Origin of the sequence: Pedobacter sp. FW305-3-2-15-E-R2A2, assembly GCF_038446955.1 — a bacterium.
Classification (GTDB): domain Bacteria; phylum Bacteroidota; class Bacteroidia; order Sphingobacteriales; family Sphingobacteriaceae; genus Pedobacter.
This window is the reverse complement of the sequence record NZ_CP151803.1, coordinates 69,812-96,666: the sequence shown is the minus strand read 5'-3', so window position 1 is coordinate 96,666 and position 26,855 is coordinate 69,812. Positions and strand designations below refer to the sequence as shown.

Annotated in this window: 10 protein-coding genes; 1 reads left to right on the top strand and 9 read right to left on the bottom strand. The window is 43.6% G+C overall.

Features of this window, described 5'->3' with window-relative positions; genetic code table 11:
• The 6 genes from AAFF35_RS00325 to AAFF35_RS00300 form a co-directional block, all read right to left on the bottom strand.
• Positions 1–9,396: an Ig-like domain-containing protein gene (locus AAFF35_RS00325; RefSeq protein ID WP_342330360.1), complete on the bottom strand. Its 9,396-nt coding sequence runs from the start codon at positions 9,394–9,396 to the stop codon at positions 1–3.
• Between the two features lie 267 nt (positions 9,397–9,663).
• Positions 9,664–10,332 (bottom strand): hypothetical protein, encoded by a 669-nt coding sequence (locus AAFF35_RS00320; RefSeq protein WP_342330359.1) that lies wholly within the window; start codon positions 10,330–10,332, stop codon positions 9,664–9,666.
• 9 nt (positions 10,333–10,341) lie between these two features.
• The gene (locus tag AAFF35_RS00315) at positions 10,342–11,412 is read right to left on the bottom strand and encodes a helix-turn-helix domain-containing protein (RefSeq protein ID WP_342330358.1); all 1,071 of its coding nucleotides are present in this window, start codon (positions 11,410–11,412) and stop codon (positions 10,342–10,344) included.
• A 214-nt stretch (positions 11,413–11,626) separates the two neighbouring features.
• Positions 11,627–12,508, bottom strand: a complete 882-nt coding sequence (locus tag AAFF35_RS00310) for a helix-turn-helix transcriptional regulator (protein ID WP_342330357.1) — start codon at positions 12,506–12,508, stop codon at positions 11,627–11,629.
• Between the two features lie 384 nt (positions 12,509–12,892).
• A complete protein-coding gene (locus tag AAFF35_RS00305) occupies positions 12,893–14,554 on the bottom strand; it encodes a RagB/SusD family nutrient uptake outer membrane protein (RefSeq protein WP_342330356.1) in 1,662 nt (553 codons plus the stop codon).
• 18 nt (positions 14,555–14,572) lie between these two features.
• A complete protein-coding gene (locus AAFF35_RS00300; protein WP_342330355.1) occupies positions 14,573–17,761 on the bottom strand; it encodes a TonB-dependent receptor in 3,189 nt (1,062 codons plus the stop codon).
• Between the two features lie 699 nt (positions 17,762–18,460).
• Here AAFF35_RS00300 and AAFF35_RS00295 point away from each other — a divergent pair.
• Positions 18,461–19,162, top strand: a complete 702-nt coding sequence (locus AAFF35_RS00295) for a hypothetical protein (protein WP_342330354.1) — start codon at positions 18,461–18,463, stop codon at positions 19,160–19,162.
• Positions 19,163–19,242: 80 nt separating this feature from the next.
• Here the strand turns inward: AAFF35_RS00295 and AAFF35_RS00290 are convergent, their stop codons facing one another.
• From AAFF35_RS00290 to AAFF35_RS00280, 3 genes are all read right to left on the bottom strand, one after another.
• Positions 19,243–22,788, bottom strand: coding sequence for a response regulator (locus AAFF35_RS00290; RefSeq protein WP_342330353.1), 3,546 nt, complete (start codon positions 22,786–22,788; stop codon positions 19,243–19,245).
• A gap of 95 nt (positions 22,789–22,883) precedes the next feature.
• Entirely contained in the window at positions 22,884–25,199 is a 2,316-nt protein-coding gene (locus tag AAFF35_RS00285) for a glycoside hydrolase family 20 protein (protein WP_342330352.1), read from the bottom strand.
• 154 nt (positions 25,200–25,353) lie between these two features.
• The gene (locus AAFF35_RS00280) at positions 25,354–26,775 is read right to left on the bottom strand and encodes a glycoside hydrolase family 125 protein (RefSeq protein ID WP_342330351.1); all 1,422 of its coding nucleotides are present in this window, start codon (positions 26,773–26,775) and stop codon (positions 25,354–25,356) included.
• Positions 26,776–26,855: the final 80 nt, after the last annotated feature.

Below are 26,855 nucleotides of genomic sequence, written 5' to 3'. Positions count from 1 at the left end.
CTATCTTTTGATTAATACCCATCCTTTATGAACCTCCAGTTTGCCGTCCTTTTTCAATCGGATCAGGTAATAATAGGTTCCTTCATTCAACCCCTCTCCGGTCCAGGTGTTCCTGTAATTGCCATTGCGGTATACTTCATTTCCCCATCTGTTAAAAATGGTCAGTTCGGCACTATTGAATTCTTCCAGACCTACGATCACAAACTCATCGTTCTTTCCATCACCGTTAGGGGTAATGACATTCGGGATAAAGAAGCCTTTGATGGTGATTTCTGCCTTTGCAATATTCGTCCAGTTTCCATTGGCATCTTTTACCTTGTATGTAAAGCTATCCTTCCCTGTGAAGCCACTGTTAGGCACATAAACGACCGTACCATCCGGGTTTTTCCTCAGGACTCCATGCTTCGGCTGTTCGATAATTTCTACCGTCGGCTTCTCGAAAGCAGCACCATCTGTTTTATCATTGTTTAGTAAAGGAATCTCTACTTCTTTATTGAACTCCGTCTCCGCCACGTCATCTATAGCCAGCGGCTTAGAAGGCGTAACCTCCACTTTTACGGTTGCCGGATTAGAGATCTGTCCGTTTTTATCCGTTACGGTATAGACAAATTCGTCTGTTCCTGTAAAGCCTGGATTTGGCGTATAAGTTACCGTTCCATCAGGGTTTAGGGTCAGTGTTCCATTCTTGGGCTGGGTAATGATCTTTGTACTTCCCGGAACGATCGGGCTGTTTCCAGGCTCATCATTTTTCTGCACTTCAATTTTAACCGGTTTGTTTTGTTCTGCTTTTGCCAGGTCGTCTTTAGCGACAGGTGGTTTAGCCAAAGAGATCACCGTTGGGTTGTTATTTCCGGCATCCGTTCCCGACAATGCGGTTACCTCTTTATCCTTAGGATCTTTCGCGGTTACCCTTGCCTGGTTGGTCACTTTACCAACAGCAATATCTGCGGCCGTAATGGTATAATATTCCTTATGACTCATGCTTTCGCCCGGAGCTAAAGAACCAGGGATCTGAATCGCTGAGGTTCCCAGTAAAGGATCGTTTAAGACGATTCCCTTCAAGGTCGTATTTCCTGTGTTTTTGATGATGAAAGTATATTCAATCTTATCATTCAGGATAAAAGCGTCCTGTTCACCAGTTCCTTTATTGGTGATTTTCTTTACCAGGTTTATTCCGGATAACTGCTCCGTTGGCGTTAGCGTACAATCTTTACAAACCGGATCCGTTGGTCCTCCCGGTACCGCTGAAGGATCTTTCGATTCTGCATGTACATTATTATTTTTAGGATCTTTACCATCTGCCTTCGCCAGGTTACTCACAGATCCTCTATCCATATCGGCCTGTGTCAAGGTATGTTTAGCAGTAATATTTACTGTTGCACCAGGCGCAAGGCTTGCAATATTTGCCGGACTGATGCTTCCTGCATCTGCATTATCATCAGTAATAATGATGTTCCTGAGGGTTACATTTCCTGTGTTTTTCAATACCAGGTTATAGTTGATGATGCCTCCTGCTTTATTATGCGTTCCAGCGACAGCCGTTTTAGATAAGCTAAGTGCTCCTTTTTGAGTTGTCGGTGTAATTGTGCAATCTTTACAGGCAGGGTCCGTTGGTGCTCCCGGTACCGGAGAAGGATCTTTCGATTCTGCATGTACCTCTTTGTTTTTAGGATCTTTGCCATCTGCTTTCGCGAGGTTACTTACATATCCTTTATCCAGGTCTTTCTGTGTAAGGGTATGTTTCGCCCTGATATTTACCGTTTCGTTCGGTGCCAGGCTGACAATACTTGCCGGGCTGATGCTTCCTGCATCTGCATTATCATCGGTAATGATGATGTTTTTTACCGTTACGTTTCCTGTATTTTTCAATACCAGGTGATAACTGATCAGCTCTCCTACTTTTTGGTGATCTCCAGCGATGGCCGTTTTCGATAAAGTAATGGCTGCTTTCTGTTCTGTAGGCACCGTTACTTCCGGTACTTTCGGATTTGCCGGATCCTTTGGATCAGTTACGATTGCTTTATTCACAATTGTTTCCACATTCGTTAAATCGGCCGCAACTTTCAGTGTCAACAACACTGTTTTAGTTTGTCCGAAGGGAACATTAATTGTCCAGTTTACACGGTTTCCAGTTTGTGAACCGTTTTGATCTGCACGGACAAAGCTGGTTCCGGCGGGCAGATCATCTGCGATGTTTAGTCCAATCAGGTCTTCCCCTCCGGTATTGACCACATCAATTGCATATACCAGTTCCGCTTCCGATGGAACTTTTCCATTCACAAGACCGCTTACCACTCTTTTTATGGTCGTAAAACTACGCTTCGCCTCAGTAGGTACTTCCACTTCCGGAATTACCGGAGGTTTGCCCGGGGTGGTTGGGTCCGTAATGGTTGCCGCATTTTTGATCGTTGCAACACCCGTTAAATTGTCCGCTACCTTTACCTGGAAGCTTACCGTTTTGCTTTCGCCGAAGGCTAAATTAACCGACCAGTTGAGGATACTGCCTGTTAAAACACCGCCATTATCCGCTGTTCCGTTAACGTAGGTGGTATGATCCGGAAGCTTATCTGCAATCGCGATATTCGTTAATGCGGTACTTCCTGTGTTTGTTACTTCAATGCTATAAGTGATGGTAGATCCAGCAACAATTTTATTGTTCTGTAATCCGCCAGTGACTTTTTTAGTTGCCGTAAAACTTTTAACCGGATCTGTCGGCACTTCCACTTCCGGAGTTACCGGAGGATGGCTTGGGGTAGTCGGATCGGTTACCGTTGCTGCATTTTTGATTGTTGCAATACCGGTCAGGTCATTCGCCACCTTCACCTGGAAGCTGACGGTTTTACTTTCGCCAAAGGCTAAATTAACCGCCCAGTTAAGGGTACTACCGGTTAAAACACCACCATTATCCGCTGTTCCGTTAACGTAGGTGGTATGGCCTGGGATGTTATCCGCAATCGCGATATTCGTTAATGCGGTACTTCCTGTGTTTGTTACTTCAATGCTATAAGTGATGGTAGATCCCGCAACAATTTTATTGTTCTGTAATCCGCCAGTGATTTTTTTAATCGCCGTAAAGCTTTTAACCGGATCTGTCGGCACTTCCACTTCCGGAATTACCGGAGGATGGCTTGGGGTAGTCGGATCGGTTACCGTTGCTGCATTTTTGATTGTTGCAATACCGGTCAGGTCATTCGCCACCTTCACCTGGAAGCTGACGGTTTTACTTTCGCCAAAGGCTAAATTAACCGCCCAGTTAAGGGTACTACCGGTTAAAACACCACCATTATCCGCTGTTCTGTTAACGTAGGTCGTATGGCCTGGGATGTTATCCGCAATCGCGATATTCGTTAATGCGGTACTTCCTGTGTTTGTTACTTCAATGCTATAAGTGATGGTAGATCCAGCAACAATTTTATTGTTCTGTAATCCGCCAGTGACTTTTTTAGTTGCCGTAAAACTTTTGACCGGATCTGTCGGCACTTCTACTTCTGGATTTACAGGAGGGTTGGTTGGCCTAAGCGGATCGGTCACTGTTGCGACGTTTTTAACGGTTGCAATACCAGTCAAGTCCTTTGCCACTTCTACCTGGAAGTTTAGGGTTTTAGTCTGACCAAAAGGAACATCAATTGTCCAGTTCAGGGTATTGCCCATGATTACTCCTCCGTTATCTGCGGTCCCAATCTTATAAGTTGTATTTGCAGGAATAACATCAGAGATCTTAATGCCCGTTAATTCGGTACTTCCCGTATTCTTTACCCCGATGCTATAGGTAATGGTAGATCCCGCAGCAATTTTATTGTTGTTTAAACCTGCACTAACCACTTTAGTAGCGGTAAAGCTTCGGATCGGATCTGTTGGCACCTCCACTTCCGGAATTACCGGAGGATGGGTTGGTGTAGTCGGATCAGTTATTGTTGCTGTATTTTTGATTGTTGCAATACCGGTTAAGTCATTCGCCACCTTCACCTGGAAGCTGACGGTTTTACTTTCGCCAAAGGCTAAATTAACCGCCCAGTTGAGGGTACTACCTGTTAAAACACCACCATTATCTGCCGTTCCATTAATGTAGGTCGTATGGCCTGGGATCTTATCCGCAATCGCAATGTTCGTCAATGCGGTACTTCCTGTGTTTGTTACTTCAATGCTATAAGTGATGGTAGATCCAGCAACAATTTTATTGTTCTGCAATCCGCCAGTGATTTTTTTAGTCGCCGTAAAGCTTTTAACCGGATCAGTCGGCACTTCTACTTCTGGATTTACAGGAGGGTTGGTTGGCCTAAGCGGATCGGTCACTGTTGCGACGTTTTTAACGGTTGCAATACCAGTCAAGTCCTTTGCCACTTCTACCTGGAAGTTTAGGGTTTTAGTCTGACCAAAAGGAACATCAATTGTCCAGTTCAGGGTATTGCCCGTGATTGCTCCTCCGTTATCTGCGGACCCTATCTTATAAGTCGTATTCGCAGGAATCACATCAGAGATCTTAATGCCCGTTAATTCGGTACTTCCCGTATTCTTTACCACGATGCTATAGGTAATGGTAGATCCCGCAGCAATTTTATTGTTGTTTAAACCTGCACTAACCACTTTAGTAGCGGTAAAGCTTCGGATCGGATCTGTTGGCACCTCCACTTCCGGAATTACCGGAGGATGGCTTGGTGTAGTCGGATCAGTTATTGTTGCTGTATTTTTGATTGTCGCAACACCCGTTAAATTGTCTGCTACTTTTACCTGGAAGCTCACCGTTTTACTTTCGCCAAAGGCTAAATTAACCACCCAGTTAAGAGTACTACCTGTCAGGCTACCTCCAAGATTGGCAGTTCCGTTAACGTAGGTGGTATGGCCTGGAATGTTATCCGCAATCGCGATGTTCGTTAATGCAGTACTTCCTGTGTTCTTTACTTCAATGCTATAAGTGATGGTAGATCCGGCAACAATTTTATTGTTCTGTAATCCTCCGGTGATTTTCTTAGTTGCCGTAAAGCTTTTAACCGGATCTGTCGGCACTTCCACTTCTGGATTTACAGGAGGGTTGGTTGGCCTAAGCGGATCGGTTACTGTTGCGACGTTTTTAACGGTTGCAATACCAGTCAAGTCCTTTGCCACTTCTACCTGGAAGTTTAGGGTTTTAGTCTGACCAAAAGGAACATCAATTGTCCAGTTCAGGGTATTGCCCGTGATTGCTCCACCGTTATCTGCGGACCCTATCTTATAAGTCGTATTCGCAGGAATCACATCAGAGATATTAATGCCCGTTAATTCGGTACTTCCCGTATTCTTTACCCCGATACTATAGGTAATGGTAGATCCGGCAACGATTTTATTGTTGTTTAAACCTGCACTAACCACTTTAGTAGCCGTAAAGCTGCGGATCGGATCTGTTGGCACCTCCACTTCCGGACTTACCGGAGTAGTTGGATTTACCGGATCAGTAATTGTTGCGACGTTTTTAATGGCTGCAATACCGGTAAGGTTATCCGCAACCTTTACCTGAAAGCTCACTGTTTTGCTTTCGCCGAAGGCTAAATTAACCACCCAGTTGAGGGTGTTTCCTGTCAGGCCACCTCCATGGTCAACAGTTCCTTCAACATAGGTGGTATGATCAGGGATGTTATCTGCAATCGCGATGTTCGTTAATGCGGTGCTTCCCGTGTTTTTTACTTCAATGCTATAAGTAATGGTAGATCCGGCAACAATTTTATTGTTGTTTAAACCTGCACTAACCACTTTAGTAGCCGTAAAGCTGCGGATCGGATCTGTTGGCACCTCCACTTCCGGGATTACCGGAGGATGGCTTGGCGTAGTCGGATCGGTTACCGTTGCTGTATTTTTGATCGTTGCAATACCGGTCAGGTCATTCGCCACCTTCACCTGGAAGCTGACGGTTTTACTTTCGCCAAAGGCTAAATTAACCGCCCAGTTGAGGGTACTACCTGTTAAAACACCACCATTATCCGCTGTCCCGTTAACGTAGGTCGTATGGCCTGGGATGTTATCCGCAATCGCGATGTTCGTTAATGCGGTGCTTCCCGTATTTTTTACTTCAATGCTATAAGTGATGGTAGACCCCGCAACAATTTTATTGTTCTGCAATCCGCCAGTGATTTTTTTAGTCGCCGTAAAGCTTTTAACCGGATCAGTCGGCACTTCCACTTCTGGATTTACAGGAGGGTTGGTTGGCCTAAGCGGATCGGTTACTGTTGCTACGTTTTTAACAGTTGCAATACCAGTCAAGTCCTTTGTCACTTCTACCTGGAAGTTTAGGGTTTTGGTCTGACCAAAAGGAACATCAATTGTCCAGTTCAGGGTATTGCCCGTGATTACTCCTCCGTTATCTGCGGTCCCAATCTTATAAGTTGTATTTGCAGGAATCACATCAGAGATCTTAATTCCGGTTAGCTCAGTACTCCCCGTATTCTTTACCCCGATACTATAGGTAATGGTAGACCCCGCAACGATTTTATTGTTGTTTAAACCTGCACTAACCACTTTAGTCGCCGTAAAGCTTCGGATCGGATCTGTTGGTACCTCCACTTCCGGACTTAGCGGAGTAGTTGGATTTGCCGGATCGGTAATGGTTGCAATATTTTTGATTGCTGCAACACCGGTAAGGTTATCCGCAACCTTTACTTTGAAACTTACTGTTTTAGGCTGGCCGACCGGAATATTAATCACCCAGTTGAGGGTACTGCCGGTTAAAACACCTCCATTATCCGCTGTTCCGGTTACATAGGTCATCTGATCTGGAATGACATCAGAAATTTCAAGATTGGCCAATGCCGTATTTCCGGTATTCAATACCTCGATACTATAGGTGATTTCTGACCCTGCAGTAATTTTATTGTCTACCAATCCTCCGGTCACTTTTTTGATCGCAGTAAAGCTGCTGACCAACTCTACCGGCACCAATACTTCCGGTGTTAAAGGCGTTGTAGGATCTATCGGATCAACCACACTCGCAACATTCCTGATCGAGGTTATTCCTGTTGAATTTGGACCAACAGTTGTTTTAAAGCTCAGCGTTATTTTGTTGTTGGCAGGAACAGTCAGATTGTCCCATGTAACCGTTGTTCCGGTTAAAGTACCACCATGTGAAATCGCAGTTGCCCCTATTAAACCTGCAGGAAGAACATCACTTGCAGTTACCCCTGTTTTATCCGTGCTATTTGTGTTTTCTAAGATGATGTTATAAGTCAGCACATCCCCTGCTTTTACTTTAGCAGGATTTCCGTTAATTTCTTTTGTAGCAGTAATTTTGTTGATCACCGTTGCCGTATTGTTTTTCTTGATGTTATTACAAGGAATCGCCTGGCCACTTAACGGGTCGTATGCACTACATTCGAAATAAGGGTCTGTTGGTGGAACATTTGGATTCGGGTTCGTCGCATCAATATCGGTCACATCATTAGGACGCATAATTGTTGCCCATACCTCCATACTTCCGGCCACCATTGCAGTGCCGACTGTTCCTTTGAAGACATATTGCCCTTCACAACCACTGGCTAATTTCAATACAGACTTATACAATCCCGTTGTGGGATCGAAAGCCACAGGTACTGCTTCAGTGGCACCACAAGCAGACACAAACTGCATCTCGCTAACGGTAAAACCTGCTGGTAATTTAAAAGTAAAGGGCGCACCGGTATTGTCGTAAATCCCGGTAATGGGATCTTTTTTTCCGATTACATCACTTGGTCCGCCATTTTTTACTTTAACAGTATAAGAAAGCTCCTCCCCTTTAGTTACAATAGTTTTTGAAGGGACGATACTGACTACCTCAAGATCTGCCTCTTTTACATCAACTGTGATCTCTTTAATTTCTTTTGCCCCGAGAATAAATGTCCAGGTATCTATAGACCTTTCATCGGCAAAAGTTCCGGATGTAGGGCTACTGGAACTCCCCCATTTGTGACCATTCAGGGAGCTACTTGTTCCCAGAGGGGTAATAAACTGACTGGCATTAACCGGGTTTGAAGGAATATCCCTTGCAGGCAGGATCAGACTATCATCCCAATATACGATATCCGACTGTACACCACTTAACTGTGCATTCAACAATTCGAGAATCATTCCATTAGGATTGATTTCCATATCGAAGTAAGGGAAATGCACCTCTGCTCCCTGCAGCTGAATATTTAAAATTGCCGGAACCAGGCCATTCGGCAAAGCAACACCGGCACCATCTTTTCCATCCCATGGGATATTATTTGTTCCGGCCAATGCACTTCCCGAGATCTCACGGGTTGGAAAATAACCTGGACTCCCCACTGCAGCTTTACTGATAATTTCTATCTTAAACCTTCCGGCCAGATTGGCATCAAAACGAATTTGCCCTCCTTTATTACTCATCTGACCAACCGTACCATCCACACCAACGACATTCAGATTTTCTACCGTCGGCGTAAGTCTTGGATTTTTCAACCATGTTGTTCCACCCGGAACAGCTCCATTCGCTGTTGTTGGCAGGTCAGGATCGGGTAAAGTATAAAATATTTTATGTGTTATACCGGATTCGGTATCTTCTTTAGTTGGATTCTGAATCTTGTCAGCAATACCGGTAGTGGTATTTAAACTTTGATAAATCGGCTGACCGTCCTTATCTATAAAACCTTTATTATTGACAAAAAAAGTAAAGGAAATTCCATTGTTTCCATTGTTCCTGACGTTATAAGTATAACCATCCTTTGTCAGGATTTTTAACTGCCCATAAAAATTATAATTGTCCTTGAAACCTGCATCAATATCCATGTTCAGGATATTTGCATAAACCCTTCCTTTCTGCCATGCATTTTTCGCCGCATTGCTGACAGAAATGTCCCAGGCCGCTATGGTGGCTGATGAATTATTTTGTGTCCAGTCTGCGTAAGCATAAACCTCACTTTGGCGTTGTGTTGTCGTGCTTGTTTCCCCGCCATTAGCTATAAACTCCACCTTATAAATCCCCTCAGCACCCGCAGGAACATCGTAATAGTAGGGTGTATATCCTCCATCTGCCTGATTTGGAAGGTGAGGTCCGCGTTTTTCCGCATTACGGTCAGGAATCCTCCCCACTTCACTCCCTGCTCCGGTTCTTGGGGTTTGATGAGAAACGATCATATTTCCATCTGGTCCCGTCAGAATTAATCTGGAAGCATTGTTCGCATTACTGGAAGATACCCCCTGCGTACTTGAAGCAATTGCGATGACTTCTCCTGCTTTTGCATAAACATAATGTGTTCCTAATGTTGGAAAAGGATAAGATGCGCTGCTTGCAGTACTTGCCCTGAGCCTTGCCCGTCCTCCTTTTACCCCATCGGGATAAATGTCCTTTGAGCCGTCCGCATAACTGCTAAAGCTGGCCGCAAATAAAAAGCACATCAGTAATGATGCAAAATGAAAAATTCTAGTAGCGTGTTTCATGCGATAATTTTTGTTCCTGTTCTGCGTTGTATCAGAATGGGCGCAAAGATGTATGAAACAACGGCTTAGCATGTACCAGAAAAGCGGGAAGCACGCCATCCCATTTAACTGGCACACCGAAAAAGAGATTTTACCCCTTCCTTTTTTTTCTTTAAGGCCTAAAATTCTGACTGCTGCGGGTGTTAAATAATTGGCGAAGCTGATTTCTGGTCAGACTGGTTGTCTGCCGGATTTTTCATCAAAATATACGATAGTTGCCGGCGAAGATTATGCCTGCGTTTTTTTTAAAATCCGGATTACCTGATAACGAAATGCAAAAACCATGACCGTAAACATGGCAAAGTAAATGATCATTCTGGGCAATAACGAACTGGCTTCTCTTTTGGAGAGTCTCCCCGAATAACTAAGCGCGATGAACATTATCGCAACCATAAAAACGAGGACAAGTACCGTAATCATCATCTTTTTACCTTCCTGTGTGCGTTCTCTTTCATCTCCGCCATTGTAAAATAAGAGTAGTCCGGTATAGCCAATCATTGAAATTTCAACAAAAACATATAGCCACCTCAGGATCAGCAAATAATAGGCCTCCCGAAAAGATGAGGACCACAAAATCATCAGGTAAAACCCTAACCCGACGATAACGGGCATCAGGTGGAGAAAAACCCTGTTTTTATCTGGCAATTTTCCGGAGAGGCTGTAAAACGAAAAATAGCATAGTGGGCCATAGAGCAGCCCAAATGGCGCTGCGGCATCTATGTATCTTTGCAAAGGAAAAAACAGCTCACCTATCAGCACAAAAATCCCATGAAAAAGGATTACTGCAATTCCTACATTCACCATCTTGTCAAACGCATTTGCTTTTCCTGCATGAAAGCTCAGGTACATCGTGATTAACGATAAAACAATGATGCAGGAGGTTATAAATTCTATCATCCGGGTTTACTAAAGGTTACGGTATTCAGAGGGGGTACAACCCACCTGTTTTTTAAAATATCTGTTAAAGGAAGTTTTAGAATTGAACCCGCTTTTATAGGCAAGTTCTTCCAGAGTCAGGTCTATTACGGATTGATTGATAAGTTTACAGGCATAGTCAATCCGAAAACGATTGACATAATGATAAAAATTTTCGCCCATCCTGACACTCAACAGCTGAGTCAGGTGATGTTTAGGAATTTTAAGCGCTCTGGCAAGTGTTTGCAAGGACAACTCCGGATCCAGAAAAACCCTCTGCTGGATCATAAGGGCATACAGTGTTTGTTCATAGTGATCCAAAATCGCATCGGAAAGCGCGCTTTTTTGATAACGTTTAACTTCTCCTTCTTTAGGCTCCAGCACTGCGCTGTCACCCTCTGCCCCTGCCGACAGGAAGCCATTGATCGTATAGCGAAAAACGAGCAGCACTGCGATCAGTAAAATAAGGTAAAGGAATCTGCTCACCGGCGAAGCATCTTCACTATTTCCACTATTTCCATAAACGATGTTACTGTAAGCGAAAACAACATAAATCACGGAGCCAATGAGCGTTAGAAAACCCAACCTCTGAATCAGTTTCCGTTGTGCATGATGCCCTCCTTTGTTGTTCAGATGATTAAAAAAGAGAATATACAGTGCATAAAAAAGCAACATCAGGGTTTTTACTGTGTGGTGAGTGTGCCTTAGCCAAGCCGCATCGAGCCATACCGGATAGAGGCACCGAAATACATAAAAAACAATCCCCAACAGGAAAGGAGTCAAATGAGCCGCTATTTTCCAGGGACTGAGTTTCTTATCGGATATTGCTTGTGCAGCAAAGTACAAGACCGGACCATAAAGAAAGGCAAAGGGTAAATAGAGTAAAAAGTCCCTTTCTAAGGAAAGCTGTTCAGCGGCAAAGAAGTAAATAACGTTGAGAAGGATACTTACCACATGAAGGTTCATGATTTGCTGAAAAAGACCATGACTATTTCTTTTATAGCCGAGATATAACGTCACCAACGTTAAAATAAGAATGCAGCAGAGAACGTATTTCACCATTTTTATATCATAACGCGTATCAAAAAAACATCCAAAATCACCGTCAGAAGATATCTTTTCAGAAAATCTGCCTTCCCTTTAACCGTTAATTAAGCCGCAGCTCCGGAAGGTGTGATTATGCGGTTCAAAGCTATCGCCGGAAGGTCAAAACCATGGGCAAAGACCTGAGACATCAGACACTCTACGTGGGGAGAACGCCCCTTTTGGGAAAAAATTAACCCAGTACTCCCGTATTTTTCAGTTCGCGATAATCAGAAGGTGTAAACCCGGTTTTCTCTTTAAAATACCTGTTGAATGACGTTTTCGAATTAAATCCACATTCATAGGCCAGCGATTCTATGGTAAACTGAGCGCCTGCCTCCTCCAGAAGCGCTAGTGCATGAGCAATCCGATAGTCTGCAATCACCTGATAAAAGCTCTTTCCGAGGTAGACATTGAGCAACTGAGAGAAATGATGCTTCGGGATCTCTGTCTCCTTTGCCAACAACTCTAAAGACAGTGCAGGTTTAAGATAAATCTTTGAAGTTTGGAGGTGACTGTGCAGTTTATGCTCATATGCTTTTAACGTTTCTTCTTCCAGGCTTGATTTGGCGTAGCGGGAATGCAGCAGGTTCTCCTGATCAGGCTGCGAAGGCTCTTTTTGTAACAAGAGGTAGCGAAATAAAAGTCCGGACGCCATGACCTGGCTTCCATACAGCAATGCCAAAGGATTAAATGCAAATTCTAGCTTTATCCAAAAGGAATCGATCGCCAGCAAAGCGACAATGAATGCCCAGGCTCCTTCAATAATGATAATCTGGCTAATCAAACGATCTTTTTCAGGAGCAACAGGTGATTTTACCTTCATTTTATACCCGGTAAAAAACGCATAAAAAACTAGAGAAAGTGATACACTGAGGTGATGAAAAGAATTGATCATCAACCTTCGGCTGTGCCAGTTCCCACTTTCTTCCGGCAGGCCGTAAGTCAAGGTCAGATACAACAAGGTTAAAAAGAGGAAAGGAATGGTATGGACTAAAACTGCCTTCGCAGTGATCTGCTTTTCTATCGCTGTGAGATATAGAAAATACAATAGCGGTCCGTACAGGAGGGCCATCGGGCTCCCAATTTCATTGGGCAGCCAGTTACTGATAAAATACAGATGAGTTAGCTTATAAATAACATGTAAAAAGGAAAGACTAAGAATGAGCCGGATGCATTTATTAAAGCTATTTTCCGGTTTGCTTATTTGGAGCACAGCACCCACTATTAGAATATGAAAAACTATAATTAAGAGTATAAGTTTCATCTTTTCAAGCGTAACGTCTAATTTAAAAGCAAATTTAGACAATAATATTCAATGAGTTACCCGTATTTCCCGCAAAGAAAAGCCCCCCGTATTTCCCGCAAAAGAACAGCATTCATCCAAACAACAAGGGCCTAAAAAAAGCCCCTGTAAAACAATTACAGAGGCTTTCTGGAGCATTTAACCGGACAACAACTATTTGCTGTATCCTGGTGTTTGTGTCAATACCCCTTTTGATAAGTCAATCTGACTCTGAGGAACCGGCATCAGGTACAGTTTATCTGTCCATACCCTTTCCTGAACCTGCTGATTGATTACATTTTTAATAGATTTCATCACCTCAGGTGCAATTTTCCACCTGCGAATGTCCATATACCGTTGTCCTTCCAGTGCAAGCTCTACCCTACGTTCGCTTCTGATCACTGCTCTCAGAGCAGCTTGTGAAGCGTATTTAGAGCGGTCTATAACCGGCATGCCTGCCCGTGTTCTGATCTTATCCAGGGCATCATATACGGTTGCATCTGGTCCTGTCAGCTCGTTCTTTGCCTCAGCATAACTCAGTAAGACTTCTGCATATCTGATCAAAATTACATTGGCATGGTTTCCGATCTGGCCTTCGTAGGCAATCGGGTCAACCAGTTTACGGAAATTATAACCTGTTTTTGACATGTTATTTCCTTGTTTCCAGGTGAAAGTAAACGCAGTTTTGCTCATCGCATTCCATGGTGCACCATCAAATAAGATACTTGCATAAAAACGGGGATCTCTGTTTTTATACTCATTGGCAAATGCAACTTTATCTGAAGCATACCAGGCTGCCCGCTGAGCAGGATCTACAGGAACAACCGCTTCACCATTTTTGTAATTGCTATAACTATCTACCATCGACTGTGTTGGCGTAATTGAACTCCAACCACCCAGTGTTGCCGGCGGCAAATAAGTATTGAAAGAATTTTCATCCTTTTGCATGATTTGCTCCCGGTTAAGGATCACCTCTTTATTGCCTTCATTTACCTGACGGAAAAGACGCTCATAGCTTCTTAATCCCTTACGGAATTTTTCCTGATCAGTGGCATCAGCAAAGTCCACCCATTTCGTATAGTCGTCCTTAGCATCCGAAGGTTCTTCAGCAGTCGTGGTAAACAGATCGTAACCCAGCGTCATCACTTCAGCAGCGGCATCAGCTGCCGGCTTCCAATCCCCTTCATATAGATGGGCACGCATTTTCAATGCCAATGCTGCGCCTTTGGTAATTCTGCCTTTTTCATTGGGCTTTCCACCGGCATATGATGCAGGCAAAATTTTAGCTACGGCATCCAGTTCCTGCAAAACAAAAGCAAGCACCTCTTTTTTCGGTGTTCTGGGTACATTTTCTTCTTCGATAGCCAATGTTTTTGTGATTAAAGGCACATCTCCAAACAAGCTCATCAGCCTGAAATAAGAAAAAGCGCGCAGGAAACGTACTTCTGCCTCATATCTTTTCAGCAGCTCAGGAGCGATCACTTTTACCTTATTTGCATTTTCAAGGAAATAATTCGCCCGGCGGATATCAATATAATACCAACCTGCATCTTCAGTTGAAGAGATCGTTCCGGCAGAAGTGCTGCTTGCCGGGCCCTCCCATGCGTTCTGGACATGTGCATTATCAGTTGAACCATCGTCGTAAACCATGTTATCACCCGGCAGCTTCTCATAGACTCCCATAACCGTTTCATAAACATCCTTTTCAGTTTTCCAGAAAGTAACTTCAGAAACCTGATCCAGCGGAGGACGCTCCAGAAAATCTTTTTGACAGGCAGACAAAGACGTAAAAGTCAATGCCGCTGTAAGTATATATATTGATGATTTCTTATTCATATTCATAATTTCAATTCGTTAAAAAGCGGCACTTAAACCAAATGACCAGGTTTTAATTCCCGGATAACCTCCACGACCAGACACCATTTCGGGATCAAAATCATTCAAACGCTTATCTGCAGTAAAGGTGAATGGGTTATTTGCAGTTCCATATACACGAAGATTGGTCATGCCCATCTTTTTAACAAAATTCTGCGGTAAGGTATAGCCCAGTGTGATGCCTCTCACCCTAAAATAAGATGCGTTAAACAACCAGAAAGAAGAGATTTCATTGTAGTTGTGTTTCCCATCACCGGAGTTTAAAATGCGTGGGAAGTCTGCATTAGGATCTGGATTTTCTGTTGTCCAGCGGTTTTCCCAACCTTTCTTTACCCCAGCTCCGTTAAAGAACGGAAATGCCGCTTCTTCAGAAAGGTAAGCTTTCACTTTTCCAACCCCATAAGTCAGCACATTCAGGTCGAAACCTTTATAACTTGCACTAAGGTTAAAGCCATAGTTGAACCATGGAACATCATTTCCTATCACGGTACGGTCTCTGGAATCCCAAACACCATCGCCATTTAAATCTTTGTATTTGATATCACCAGGTTTGGTATTTGGCGTCTGAAAAACATGATTCGCCACATCCGCTGCATCTTTGAACAAGCCATCCGCTTCATAACCGTAGAAAGAACCGATAGACTGACCTATTCTCTGAATGAATTTACCATCAATAAATTCTTCTCCGTTACCCAGTTTGGTAATTGAGTTTTTGATCACAGAAAAGTTTCCGCCGACACTAAATTGAAAATCTTCGCCAATTTTATCGTTGTAAGTCAAGCCCAGTTCAAAACCTTTATTTCTGGTAGAACCCGCGTTAACCAAAGGCAAGCCTGTTTTTGTTCCGCTGGTTTCTACTCCAATCGTTAACAAGGTTGGAACACGCATTAACAGGTCTTTAGTATCTTTAATGTAATAGTCTGCTACCAGGTCTAGTTTTCCTTTGAAAAAGGTCGCATCCACTCCAAAATCGGTCATGTATACCCTTTCCCATGTTGCCAAAGGATTTGGTATTTTATTCTGGGAGGTGCCACCCTGGGCATTGCCTTCAAAACTATAAGCATAACCTGTTTCCAGCATACTGTAATAATTACCTATCGGAACAACTCCCTGATTTCCAAGAGATCCCCATGAACCCCTCAGTTTCAGGTTATCTACCCAACTGATATGCTGCATAAAATCCTCTTTAGAGACGTTCCATCCTGCCGAGAAGGAAGGAAATATCCCCCTGCGGATATCCTCACGGAAACGGGAAGAATAGTCGATCCTGGTATTTGCTTCGAACAGATATTTACCATTAAACACGTAATTAAAGCGTCCGAAGAAGGAACGAATGGCCCATTCCTGCTGACCAGAGCGATTGGCCTGACCATCATCATCCGTATTCATATCTTCCGGATTAGAGGAACCACTTCCAACCGTGGTCATGTCATTGTTCGGGAAGTTTTTTCTTCCAACAAAAGCATTCCTGGTTACGTTATTTTCCTCACTCGCACCTACGGTTAACTTACCAAAATGCTGTCCGAAGGTACGTTCATAATCCACTGTTCCCTGAATCAGGAGTTCCTGTCTCTTACGCCAGTATTCCTTCATATTGTTGATTTTCAAGGCGGTCGATTCCATGGGCGCGCCAGTAAGAAAATCATTCACCGGCGACAGCGTACTTGTAAATTCCCAGGAATTGGAGTTGTAATATTTCAATGAAGCCAATCCGTTTATAGAGAGCCCTTTCAGTGGCGTCAGGCTTGCATTAATCGCTGTTTGTAAATAATTATCTTTATCCCAGGCACTTCCACCTTCTGCCAGTTTCCTCAATTGGTTATTCCCGGCAACGTTAGGCACTGCCTGGCCGCCGTTACTGATCGATCCCCAATCTCCATTAGACTGACGGGCAACCGTAATCGGCAAAGCGCGGTTTAACTCGGTCCATGACATTGCGGCTCCATCACGGCTAAAATCCTGCTTGATAAAGGAGATATTTGTTCCCACTTTTAACAAGTCTGCAATCACTTTACTTTCGGTATTTAATTTACCTACGATCCTGTTTTGGCTTTTTCCCGGAATCAAAGATTCCTGAGTCAGATAGGAAAGTCCTAAATAACTACTCGTAATTTTACCCGGAGAGTTGATGTTTAAGTTGAGATCACTTTGTGGAGCTACTTCCCGTAAAACTTCCTTATACCAGTTTGTATTTGGATAAAGATCTGGTTGTGAACCATTCCTGAACAAAGCGATCTGATCAGCAGTATATAGTGCTGCTCCTCCTGCATTGACCGCTGCTTCATTATAAAGCGTTGCATAGTCCCCTGAATTGACATATTCCGGTAAACGGGTAGCCGCCTGCAATCCATAATTCGCATTGAACTGAATGGTTGTCTTTTCGCCACTTCCTCTTTTGGTGGTCACCATGATTACCCCATTTGCGGCTCTGGAACCATACAGCGCAGCTGATGATGCATCTTTCAACACAGACATACTGGCAATATCATTTGAATTCAGTGTTGCAAATTCCTGTGCAGAAGCCGGAATTCCATCAATGATATATAAAGGACTTGATCCTGCAGTAAGACTGCTTCTTCCGCGGATAGATACCGCTCCGGTATTGTTTGATGTTCCGTCGGAGGTACGTCCAACATCGCCGGGACGTTGTAAGATAGTTAGTCCGGGAGTGATTCCCTGTAAGGCATTCTGTACCGAAGTTACCGGCCTGTTGGCCAATGTTTTTGGACTGATCGTGGCTACAGCCCCGGTCATACTTGCTTTTTTCTGGGTACCATAGGCTACCACGACCACTTCTTCCAGGTCATTACTGGAAACAGTTAGGGTGACGTTGATCGAAGCCTGTTTATTTACTGGAACTTCCTGAACCGTGTAGCTTAGCATTTTAAATACCAGCACACCATCTTCAGGTACGCTGATCGAAAAATTTCCGTTGCCGTCTGTACTGGTTCCGCGGCCCGGATCTGATTTTAAAGTCACCGTTACACCTGGCAACGGCCCCTGACTGTCTTTAACAGTTCCTTTCACCACGATATCAGCCACATTACGCTGCACACCAGGTTTTAGCATCCGGGGGTTAACCGCAGCGATGTTTTCCTGCAAAAACAGGAGCATCACTGCCATTAAAACCCAGATCCCTTTAGTCTTAAAAAGTTGTTGTTTTTCCATTATGGGATTTGGTTGTTAAGAAATATTTAAGCCAATGTTACGTATAGTAATCCCTAAATGAAGGTCAATAAGGGCTTTGGCTTTACGCAAACGGTTGTGTTTAATTAAGTGTATGACGAAATATTTAAGGCAAATCAGCTGATCGTAAATTTTAAGGATTTCCCCACAAAAAGGTATAATGCTTTCAGTCATAGGAATTAGGGTGGGAACTGGCCAAAACCGCTTTTATTTCAGGGAAGCGCAACATTTTATTTAAACGAAAATAACCGCTCTGGAAATCCAGGATTTCACGCAAACGGTTGAATACAGTTTTAAGCCTCATTCAAGCCCTGTTTTTCATTCCTACAATCCACATCATTTTCGCTATAAAACAGGATTACAAACTCAGGTAAACTCAAACTTTGCTTTTTTTCCGGATAGGATTACCAAGGATCATAAAGGCCAAAAAAAACAGCGTTAACGCATTAAATATCTGAAAGTTAAGACAAACAAACATTTGACAGATTAAACAAAATGGTCAAATAATCAATTGCAGCAGCAAATTGAAAAAAGGCAAAAAAACCAGTCAGACTATCAGACAGTTACCGCCAAAAAAGGTTCTAATGACAATAATCTGACATAAATAATTCTATTAAGCCTACTTTTGCAGCCGTAAATTTTACAGTTAATTAACATCTATTTAACATCAAACACACATTTATGAAAAAAGTATTATTATTTTTAGGAATGGCTATTTTCGGAGTAGCAGCACAAGCACAGGATTTTAAACCAGTTGCAGGTGACGTTACCACTGAATTTGGTTTAACAGGCGGTATCAACAACACAGATTTCAAATTGAATGATGGTGCTGCTTTATTACGTTTCCGTTATTTCAACACTGAGAAAGTTGCTTACCGTTTAGGTTTCAACGTAAGTACAGTTAACGACAAAACAAATGCTTATGGTACTGGTGCTGATGCAAATCAAAAAGGTACTTTCACTCAAAAAGCTACTAACGTATTGATCAACTTAGGTATCGAGAAACATTTCACTGGTACTGACCGTTTATCTCCTTACGTAGGTGGTGATATCCTTTTCGGAACAGGTTCAAGAACAGAAACTGCTGAAAATACCATCAATAAAGGTGCTGCTTATGCAAAAGATACTTTCAACGAAGTTAAAGGTCCAGGTTATGTATCTTTCGGTCTTCGTGGAGTTGTTGGTGCTGATTACTACATCGCTAAACGTATGTATTTAGGTGTTGAAGCTGGTTTAGGTCTTGTTTACGAAAAAGAAGGAAAAACTAAAATCACATCTACAACTGCTGGAGTTACGACTACTACTGACCACAAATCAGCAGGAAGTACTTTCAATATCAAACCAAGTGTAATCACTGGTGTTCGTATTGGTTTTGCATTCTAAATAAAAAACTGATCTGATCAGTTTTACAATAGAGAAGGCTGTCTGAGCGGTATGAAATTCATATCCTTCAGACAGCCTTCTTATTTTAACCAGTTTCTAAATGCCTGGGCAATTTCTTCCTCCAGCACCGGCTTGGATAAGAAATCATTCATTCCGGCATGGATACACTTCTCCTTCTCCCCTTTCACATTTCCGGCCGTTAAAGCAATGATCGGCAATTCTTTCAGCGACATCTTCTCTCTGATGTATGTTGCAGCTTCATAACCGTTCATTTCCGGCATTTGCACATCCATCAGGATGATATCGGGAACCTGTGATTTGCAATATTCCAGGCATTCCAATCCGTTTGAGGCTTCATGGATTTCAGCATTGGGTGCAATCCTCTTCACAATGGTTTTCGCGAGCAGCATATTGATCAGGTTATCTTCGGCAATGAGCACATGAATTGGCTTTCTGCTTCCTTCCGTCTGTTCAGCAGGGCCATTTTCTTTTGTTCTTTTAACCTGATATAAATGAGATAAGGCATAGTACATATCTCTCATTTTAACCGGCTTGACCAGGCGGCAGTTGATGTCCAGCTCCTCACAGGCACGAACCACTGTATCATCATCAGAAGAGCTGAAAAGCAGCACAATGGGTTGCGTATCGGATCTACTGTTAAATCGCGTTCGGATCTGCCTGATGGTTTCCAATCCATCCATCTCCGGCATATGGTAGTCCATCAGGATTACATCAAACTGCGCTCCTTTAAGCAGCATGTCAACAGCCTGAAAACCATCCTTCACTGCAACGGAATTAATTCCTCTGAGCAGGAGCATCTGTTCTATAATGATCCGGTTGTTCTCATTATCATCTACAATAAGTACTCTTTTGATCATGGAAAGGTCAGTCCATTCCAGGGGTTCCCCCTCTTCCGCCTTCAGCCAGATGTCAAAGAAGAAAGTACTTCCATTCCCCGGGGTGCTGATCAACTCGAGCTTACTCCCCATCAACCCTAACAACTGATTAGAAATGGTTAGTCCGAGGCCTGTTCCTCCATATTTTTTTGTCGTAGAGCCGTCTTCCTGAGAAAAGGCTTCAAATATCTGATGTTGTTTGGCTAATTTAATGCCGATTCCGGTATCCCTCACCTGAAAGCGAAACAAAGTCCGGTCTTCCACCGGCGCTTCCAACGCGACGATCTTTAGTTCTATCTCGCCTTTTTCCGTAAACTTTACCGCATTGCTCAACAGGTTGATCAGGACCTGTTTTAACCGGACCTCGTCAGTCCATATAAAACGGGGCAGATCTTCAGAGACGTTCAACAACATCTCCAGATCTTTACTTTGTGCCTGGTAGGTATTGATGTCCACGGCCTGACTTCCCAGTTCATAAAGGTCACACTTTTCTATATCCAGTTCCAGTTTTCCTGACTCGATCTTCGAGAAGTCCAGAATGTCATTAATGATGCCCAACAACGCGTTCGCAGATTCATTAACAATGGTCAGGTATTGTTCCTGTGTTGGGCTTAAAGCTGTTTTCAGTACCAGGTCGGTAAAACCGATCACCCCATTTAAAGGAGTCCGGATTTCATGGCTCATGTTGGCCAGAAATTCAGATTTCGCCAGACTTGCCTGTTCTGCCTGTTCCTTTGCTTTATGCAGCTCCTCTCTTTGCCTGCTGCTTTCGGTGATGTCCTGAGTAAACATCATGATTCCCCCTACAGACCCATCAAACTGATACCAGGGCCGGACTTCCCAGCGAAGGCATTGGTCATGATCCCAACCCGTTGGCCGCCAGACGTCCATATCTTTTTTTATGACCTCTCCCTTCAGACAACTGCGATGAATGTCCTTCCATTCCTGAGTAATATCAGGGAAGACCTCATAGTGAGATCTTCCAAGAATTGGGGTATCTTCCAAATGGTATTCTTCGATCCAGCGGTTACTTGCCGCAATGTACCGCAACTCCTTATCAAACATCGCCACTGCAGCAGGTGCATGGGTCACAAAAGCCAGGAGCCTCGCTTTCTCTTCAAATAAGGCAATTTCTGCCCTCTTTTTCTCTGTAATGTCCTGAAACGTACCAAAGATCTTCTTGCAGTTTTCTTTTTCAAATTCCACATGCCCCAATGACCTCACCCAACGTTCATTTCCTTTTGCACTGACGATCATCAGTTCAAGGTCCCAGGTTTTCCCCTCGGTAATGGCAAGCTCCAGCGCCTTAACGATCTTATCCCTGTGCTCCCCTTCTTTATAAAAATGAACCGCGGTTTCCAGCTCAGGTTCAAAATCATATTCCACTTCATGTATTTGTTTCGTCACCTCAGACCAGGTCACTTTATTCAGTCCCACATCCAGATCCCAACCACCGATCTGTGCCATGCGGTTGGTCTGCTCCAACATCTTCTTGGTCCGATCCAGGGCCTGTTCCAGACGGTGCTTTCCTGTGACATCAATAGAGTTGACAATCACATATTGATTGCCTCCCGGACCAGATTCCACCAAATTATTATAGAGCCAGACTTTGTGAGAACCATTTTTATGAAGGGTGGTCATCAGTCCTGACGAAGTTCTGTTATTCTTAATTGCTTTCAGGTACGTTTGCAATTGCAGATGATGTTTTACAGGAATCAGGTCCGACAAGTTCATCCTGCAAAATTCTTCCGTTGTATAGCCCAACAAGGCTGCACCAGCAGTATTTACAGCTTTAAATTGACCGTTCAGATCATGGGTACACATCAAGCCCTGAGAATTCTCAAAAAAAGACCTCAGGTTATGTTCATTTTCTTTAATCTGCGCTATCCTCTGATTTTCCTGTGTGACGTCCCTTCCTATTGCAAAGACATTGTCTGTCCCCGGCTCTGGCGTAACAGTCCATTGCAGCGTTCTGTAATCGCCATTAAAAGTTCTGCATCGTACAGAAAAATTGATATTATTTTCTCCCGCAGACAGTTTTTCCAACGCGGCGATACAAGGCTGCAAATCGTCGGGATGGATAAAAGTCAGCAGGCTATTGCTGAGCAGGTACTCCTTATCCCAACCCAACACCTGTTTAAAGGCAGGATTAACACGCCTGAGAAAGCCATCCCGGCCAGAGACACAAATCAAGTCATTGGACAATTGATAAAACTGATCAAAAAACCGGCTTTCCTCTGCTCTTCTTCTCTGCAGAATCAACTCCATGGCCTGATCAGCCAACAGGGACAGTGCATTCTTTTGCGCAGCAGTCAACACTTTCGGTTCAGGACTCAAGACACATAAAGAACCCAGCGCATGTCCGCCGGGATCTACCAGGGGATATCCGGCATAAAACCTGAGGTGTGGCTCCCCCTTTACATGGGGACTGTCTTTGAACCTTTCATCTTTACTGGCATCTTCTATTTCAAAGATTCCGGGATTTAGGATCGTATACTGACAAAAAGCAAGTTCTCTCGGGCTTTCCACTTCCTGGATGCCTACTTTAGACTTAAACCATTGCCTGTTTTCATCAAGCAAGGTGATCAGGGAAACCGGACTCTCGCAGATTAAGGAGGCCAGTTCTGTAATCCTGTCGAATTCCTTTTCTGCTCCGGAATCCAACAGTCCATAGCCTTTTAGTGCAAGTAATCTTTCCTTTTCTTTCTCTGGGAGATTGGGTATTTTCATAGGGATGAATTCTCTCAAGGGCAATGTTCTTTGCGCTATAACAAATATAACATTACCCCATTAATATCCAACCCTATCAGAACGTTCAAAAAACGCTACTTTGTAACGATGATTTCATCCGCAAACAGCCATGCAGGCTTCCCTTCGCCACTATGACCTTTAGGTAAAGCCTCCAGCACTTTAGCCGTTACACGGACAAAACGAGCCTTCTTTTGCTTAAAATCGGCTTTAAAATCATAGATTAAAGTCATCTTTTCTTCCGGAGAAACCGGACTGCTGATGGTTTTCGAGTCCCTGAAGGTAATGCCATCATCGGAAAGTTCGAACTTTACCCATCGGGGCATCATGATCCAATCTTTATAATTTTGAAGACAACCCAGGCTAATGCTACCGATGCTTGTTTGCGCGCCCAGGTCTATCGTTGCCATCAGGTCCTGACCACTGAAGCCATGCCAGTACTTGTTAACCGCCATTGTTCCACGAATGCCATCCGTTAATGAATTCGGGCCATCTGCCAGGTAATTTGGGCTCACCGGATTGGTATACACCACATTCTTAGCCGTTGCCTGATGAAAGACGAAGGATTGTTTGGCAGGGATCAACCCCATTACAGAACCATTTACCGCATAAACAGCCTTTAAGATTGCTGTAGAATCTATGTTTACCGGTCCGGTATATTTAAGACTTCCTATCGTTGGCTGCTCCCCGTTAAGCGTATAAAAGATCTCCCCGTTAATCGCATCCGACAACAATTCAGCCGTTAACTTCCCATTACTGATGGCCGGTTTTATGGCTATCGTATAATTCCCCGGAGAAAAACGATATCCTTTTTGTTCGAAGCCTTTGAAATGATACTTCAACCGTTCAGAAAAACCGTTCCAGTTTTTAGTTTGTGCCGGCGACCAGACCACTTCGGCCAGGGCCAACATACGGGGAAGCAACATATATTCCAGGTGTTCCTTAGTGGTAATTTGCTCGGTCCAGATATTGGCCTGAGCACCCAATACATATTTAGCCTGTTCTGCATTCAATTCTTTAGGGATCGGCTCATAATTATAGACCTTTTTCAAGGTATTAAACCCTCCGAAGGCCAAAGGCTCTCCTTCCGGCCCGGCCTGATAATGGTCAAAATAAAGCGGGTTATCGGGCGTCATCACCACCTCATGTTTCATCTTTGCAGCTTCGATCCCTCCGGCTTCTCCTCTCCAGCTCATGACTGTCGCCTCCGGAGCCAATCCACCTTCCAGGATCTCATCCCAGCCAATCATGCTTCTCTTTTTGCCGATCAGGAATTTCTCCATTCTGGTAATGAAATAACTTTGCAATTCGTTTTCATTTTTCAGGCCAAGTGTTTTCATTCTCGCCTGACAACGTGCACAACTTTTCCAGGAGGTTTTGTCGACTTCATCACCACCAATATGGATGTATTTTGAAGGAAACAGGGCAAGCACTTCTGTTAATACATCTTCCAGAAAAGTAAACACCTCTTCATTTCCGGCACAGTAATTCGAGGATGCTCCGGTATAATTCCCTCCCGTTAAGGGCAGTTGAGGGCGCTGACTGCAGCTGAGATTCGGATAAGCAGCAATGGCAGAGGCCACATGCCCAGGCATCTCTATCTCCGGCACGACATTTACATTTCTAACTGCCGCATAGGCAATGATCTCTTTAATTTGTTTCTGGGTATAATATCCCCCATACGTAGCCTCCTGCCCCGGCATCGCCTGTGGCCTGATGTCCCATGGGCGATCGGTCTGGTCTACTCTCCAGGCGCCAACAGCTGTTAACACAGGGTATTTCTTTATCTCGATCCGCCATCCCTGATCGTCTACCAGGTGCCAGTGAAAAGTATTGATCTTATAAGCGGCAATGAGGTCTATATATTCCTTCACCATCTCTGCCGGGAAGAAATGACGTCCCACATCCAGGTGCATTCCACGCCATTTAAAACGGGGATAATCGGTAATTTCCATTGCCGGCACCCTCAGCTCCTGGTTCGTTTGCACCTGAGGCAGGGTCTGAAACAAACTTTGCATTCCGTAAATGATTCCTGCACGTTCGTTTGCAGCAATCTGAATCCCTTCGCTATTAACGGTCAGGGTATAGCCCTCTGTACCAATCACCGGGTTATTGATAATTTTAAGGGTGATCGTGTTTAAGTGGTTCTTTTTTACCTGCAGATCGTAATCAGAGATTCCCCGGATATAGCTTTGAAGAAATGCTGAGGCAGGTTTCAATATTTTTTTATCGCCATCCAGGCGGATACTGGTTTCGGAATTGATCACAAAATTGCCCTCCAGCAAACGAAGGCTTACCGGCTGAGGAATAATACTTATTTTTTGTTGGGTAAATCCGGTCAGTCCGGCACACAAAAGGATCAGGATCAGGCTGGTTCTAAATAAAGGTTTCATGGCTTCAAGGGAAGGATTTTTAACAAGTTATTATTTAACATTTCCTACAAAATATTCAGCGATTTTGGCCTAAAAAAGGGTTTAGCATCCTGGATTTCATCGCATAAAAAAGCCTTCTGAAGATCTATTCAGAAGGCTTTGCATTTCAAAAGAATTAACCCAGAAGGTGTGGTCTTTCTTTATATGTTTTCCAAAGGAATTCCCCAAAAATGGTATTGGTCCAAGCGAACCATGCACGGGTAAATTTCTTGGGATCGTTTTTATGAAAAGATTCATGCATAAAACCAGTATCTCCATGAGTAGACTGCAACATTTGAAGACATAGCTTAATTTCGTTATCATCCGAACTCGTTAATCCTCTTGCAATGATGCTCATTGGCCAGATCATGTCTTTACCAATGTGTGGGCCACCGATTCCTTCTGCAGCAGAACCTTTAAAGAAGAAAGGATTGTCATCTACAGAATGGATCATTTTACGGGTATTCTGATATACAGGATCATCCGCCGGCACCGCACCTAAATATGGAAGGGCGAGTAAGCTCGGGATATTTGCATCGTCCATCAGGTTAAAGCTTCCCATTCCGTTCACTTCAAATGCATAGACTTTACCAAATTTTTCGTGGTTAATGATCGCATGCTTCTGTAAAGCATCCTGAACTTCTGCTGCCAGTGCATCCAGGTCTTTTGCTGTTTGTTCATCTGCTTTTATGGCTCTGAAAATTTCAGCAGCCTGCTTTAAACTCACTACCGCGAAGAAGTTAGACGGCACCAAAAAGGAGAATACGGTCGCATCATCACTTGGTCTGAAAGAAGAACAGATTAAACCTACAGGTTTTACGGGATATCCGTATCCCGACATGGCAACGCCGTCTGTCGCCCATGAAGTTCTACGCTGGAAAGTATAAGGTCCGTCGTTTTCTTTGCGCTGCTGCTCTTTAAAGGTCTTTAAAATCAATTTTACAGAAGCCTGCCAGTCTGCACCGAAAGGAGTGGTATCTTTCGTTTCCTGCCAGTAACGGTAAGCCAGACGAATCGGATAACAAAGAGAATCAATCTCCCATTTTCGCTCATGTAGTCCCGGCTTCATATCTGTCACATCGTCTTTCCATTCCCCTACTTTATTTGGGTCATTGTAAAAAGCATTGGCGTAAGGATCTTTAAGCACACATTTAACCTGGTGGTTAATCACCCCCTGAACGAGATTTTTTAAAGGCTTATCTTTTTGTAAAAAAGGAAGATAGGGCCATACCTGCGCAGTACTGTCCCGCAGCCACATCGCATCAATATCACCGGTAATCACATAAGTATCTGGTTTACCAGCAGTCTCTGTATAAGTAACCGTAGTGTCTAAGGTATTAGGGAAACAGTTATTGAATAACCAGGCCAGTTCTTTATTTTTTACTTTGGATGTAAATTCAGTGATGGCACTTTCTACGGCTTTACTGCTAAAGTGACGTTTCGCGAGTGGTACCCTCACCGTAGGAAAGCCTGGTTCTGCAGCAAATGACACCAGGTCACTGGCCAATAACCCTGCACCAAGTAATCCTGCTTTTTGAATAAATGATCTTCTTCTCATTTTTAAATATTTGGTTCTAATTACTTTAAATCAATAACACAGCTAAGCTAAAAACGAAGATAGGAAAGATTTAAATAGTT

What these genes read in the sequence shown, in the direction of transcription:
- AAFF35_RS00325 (WP_342330360.1), bottom strand. Translation starts at nt 9,396, where the DNA reads ATGAAACACGCTACTAGAATTTTTCATTTTGCATCATTACTGATGTGC.
- AAFF35_RS00320 (WP_342330359.1), bottom strand. Translation starts at nt 10,332, where the DNA reads ATGATAGAATTTATAACCTCCTGCATCATTGTTTTATCGTTAATCACG.
- AAFF35_RS00315 (WP_342330358.1), bottom strand. Translation starts at nt 11,412, where the DNA reads ATGGTGAAATACGTTCTCTGCTGCATTCTTATTTTAACGTTGGTGACG.
- AAFF35_RS00310 (WP_342330357.1), bottom strand. Translation starts at nt 12,508, where the DNA reads ATGGCCCTCCTGTACGGACCGCTATTGTATTTTCTATATCTCACAGCG.
- AAFF35_RS00305 (WP_342330356.1), bottom strand. Translation starts at nt 14,554, where the DNA reads ATGAATAAGAAATCATCAATATATATACTTACAGCGGCATTGACTTTT.
- AAFF35_RS00300 (WP_342330355.1), bottom strand. Translation starts at nt 17,761, where the DNA reads ATGGAAAAACAACAACTTTTTAAGACTAAAGGGATCTGGGTTTTAATG.
- AAFF35_RS00295 (WP_342330354.1), top strand. Translation starts at nt 18,461, where the DNA reads ATGAAAAAAGTATTATTATTTTTAGGAATGGCTATTTTCGGAGTAGCA.
- AAFF35_RS00290 (WP_342330353.1), bottom strand. Translation starts at nt 22,788, where the DNA reads ATGAAAATACCCAATCTCCCAGAGAAAGAAAAGGAAAGATTACTTGCA.
- AAFF35_RS00285 (WP_342330352.1), bottom strand. Translation starts at nt 25,199, where the DNA reads ATGAAACCTTTATTTAGAACCAGCCTGATCCTGATCCTTTTGTGTGCC.
- AAFF35_RS00280 (WP_342330351.1), bottom strand. Translation starts at nt 26,775, where the DNA reads ATGAGAAGAAGATCATTTATTCAAAAAGCAGGATTACTTGGTGCAGGG.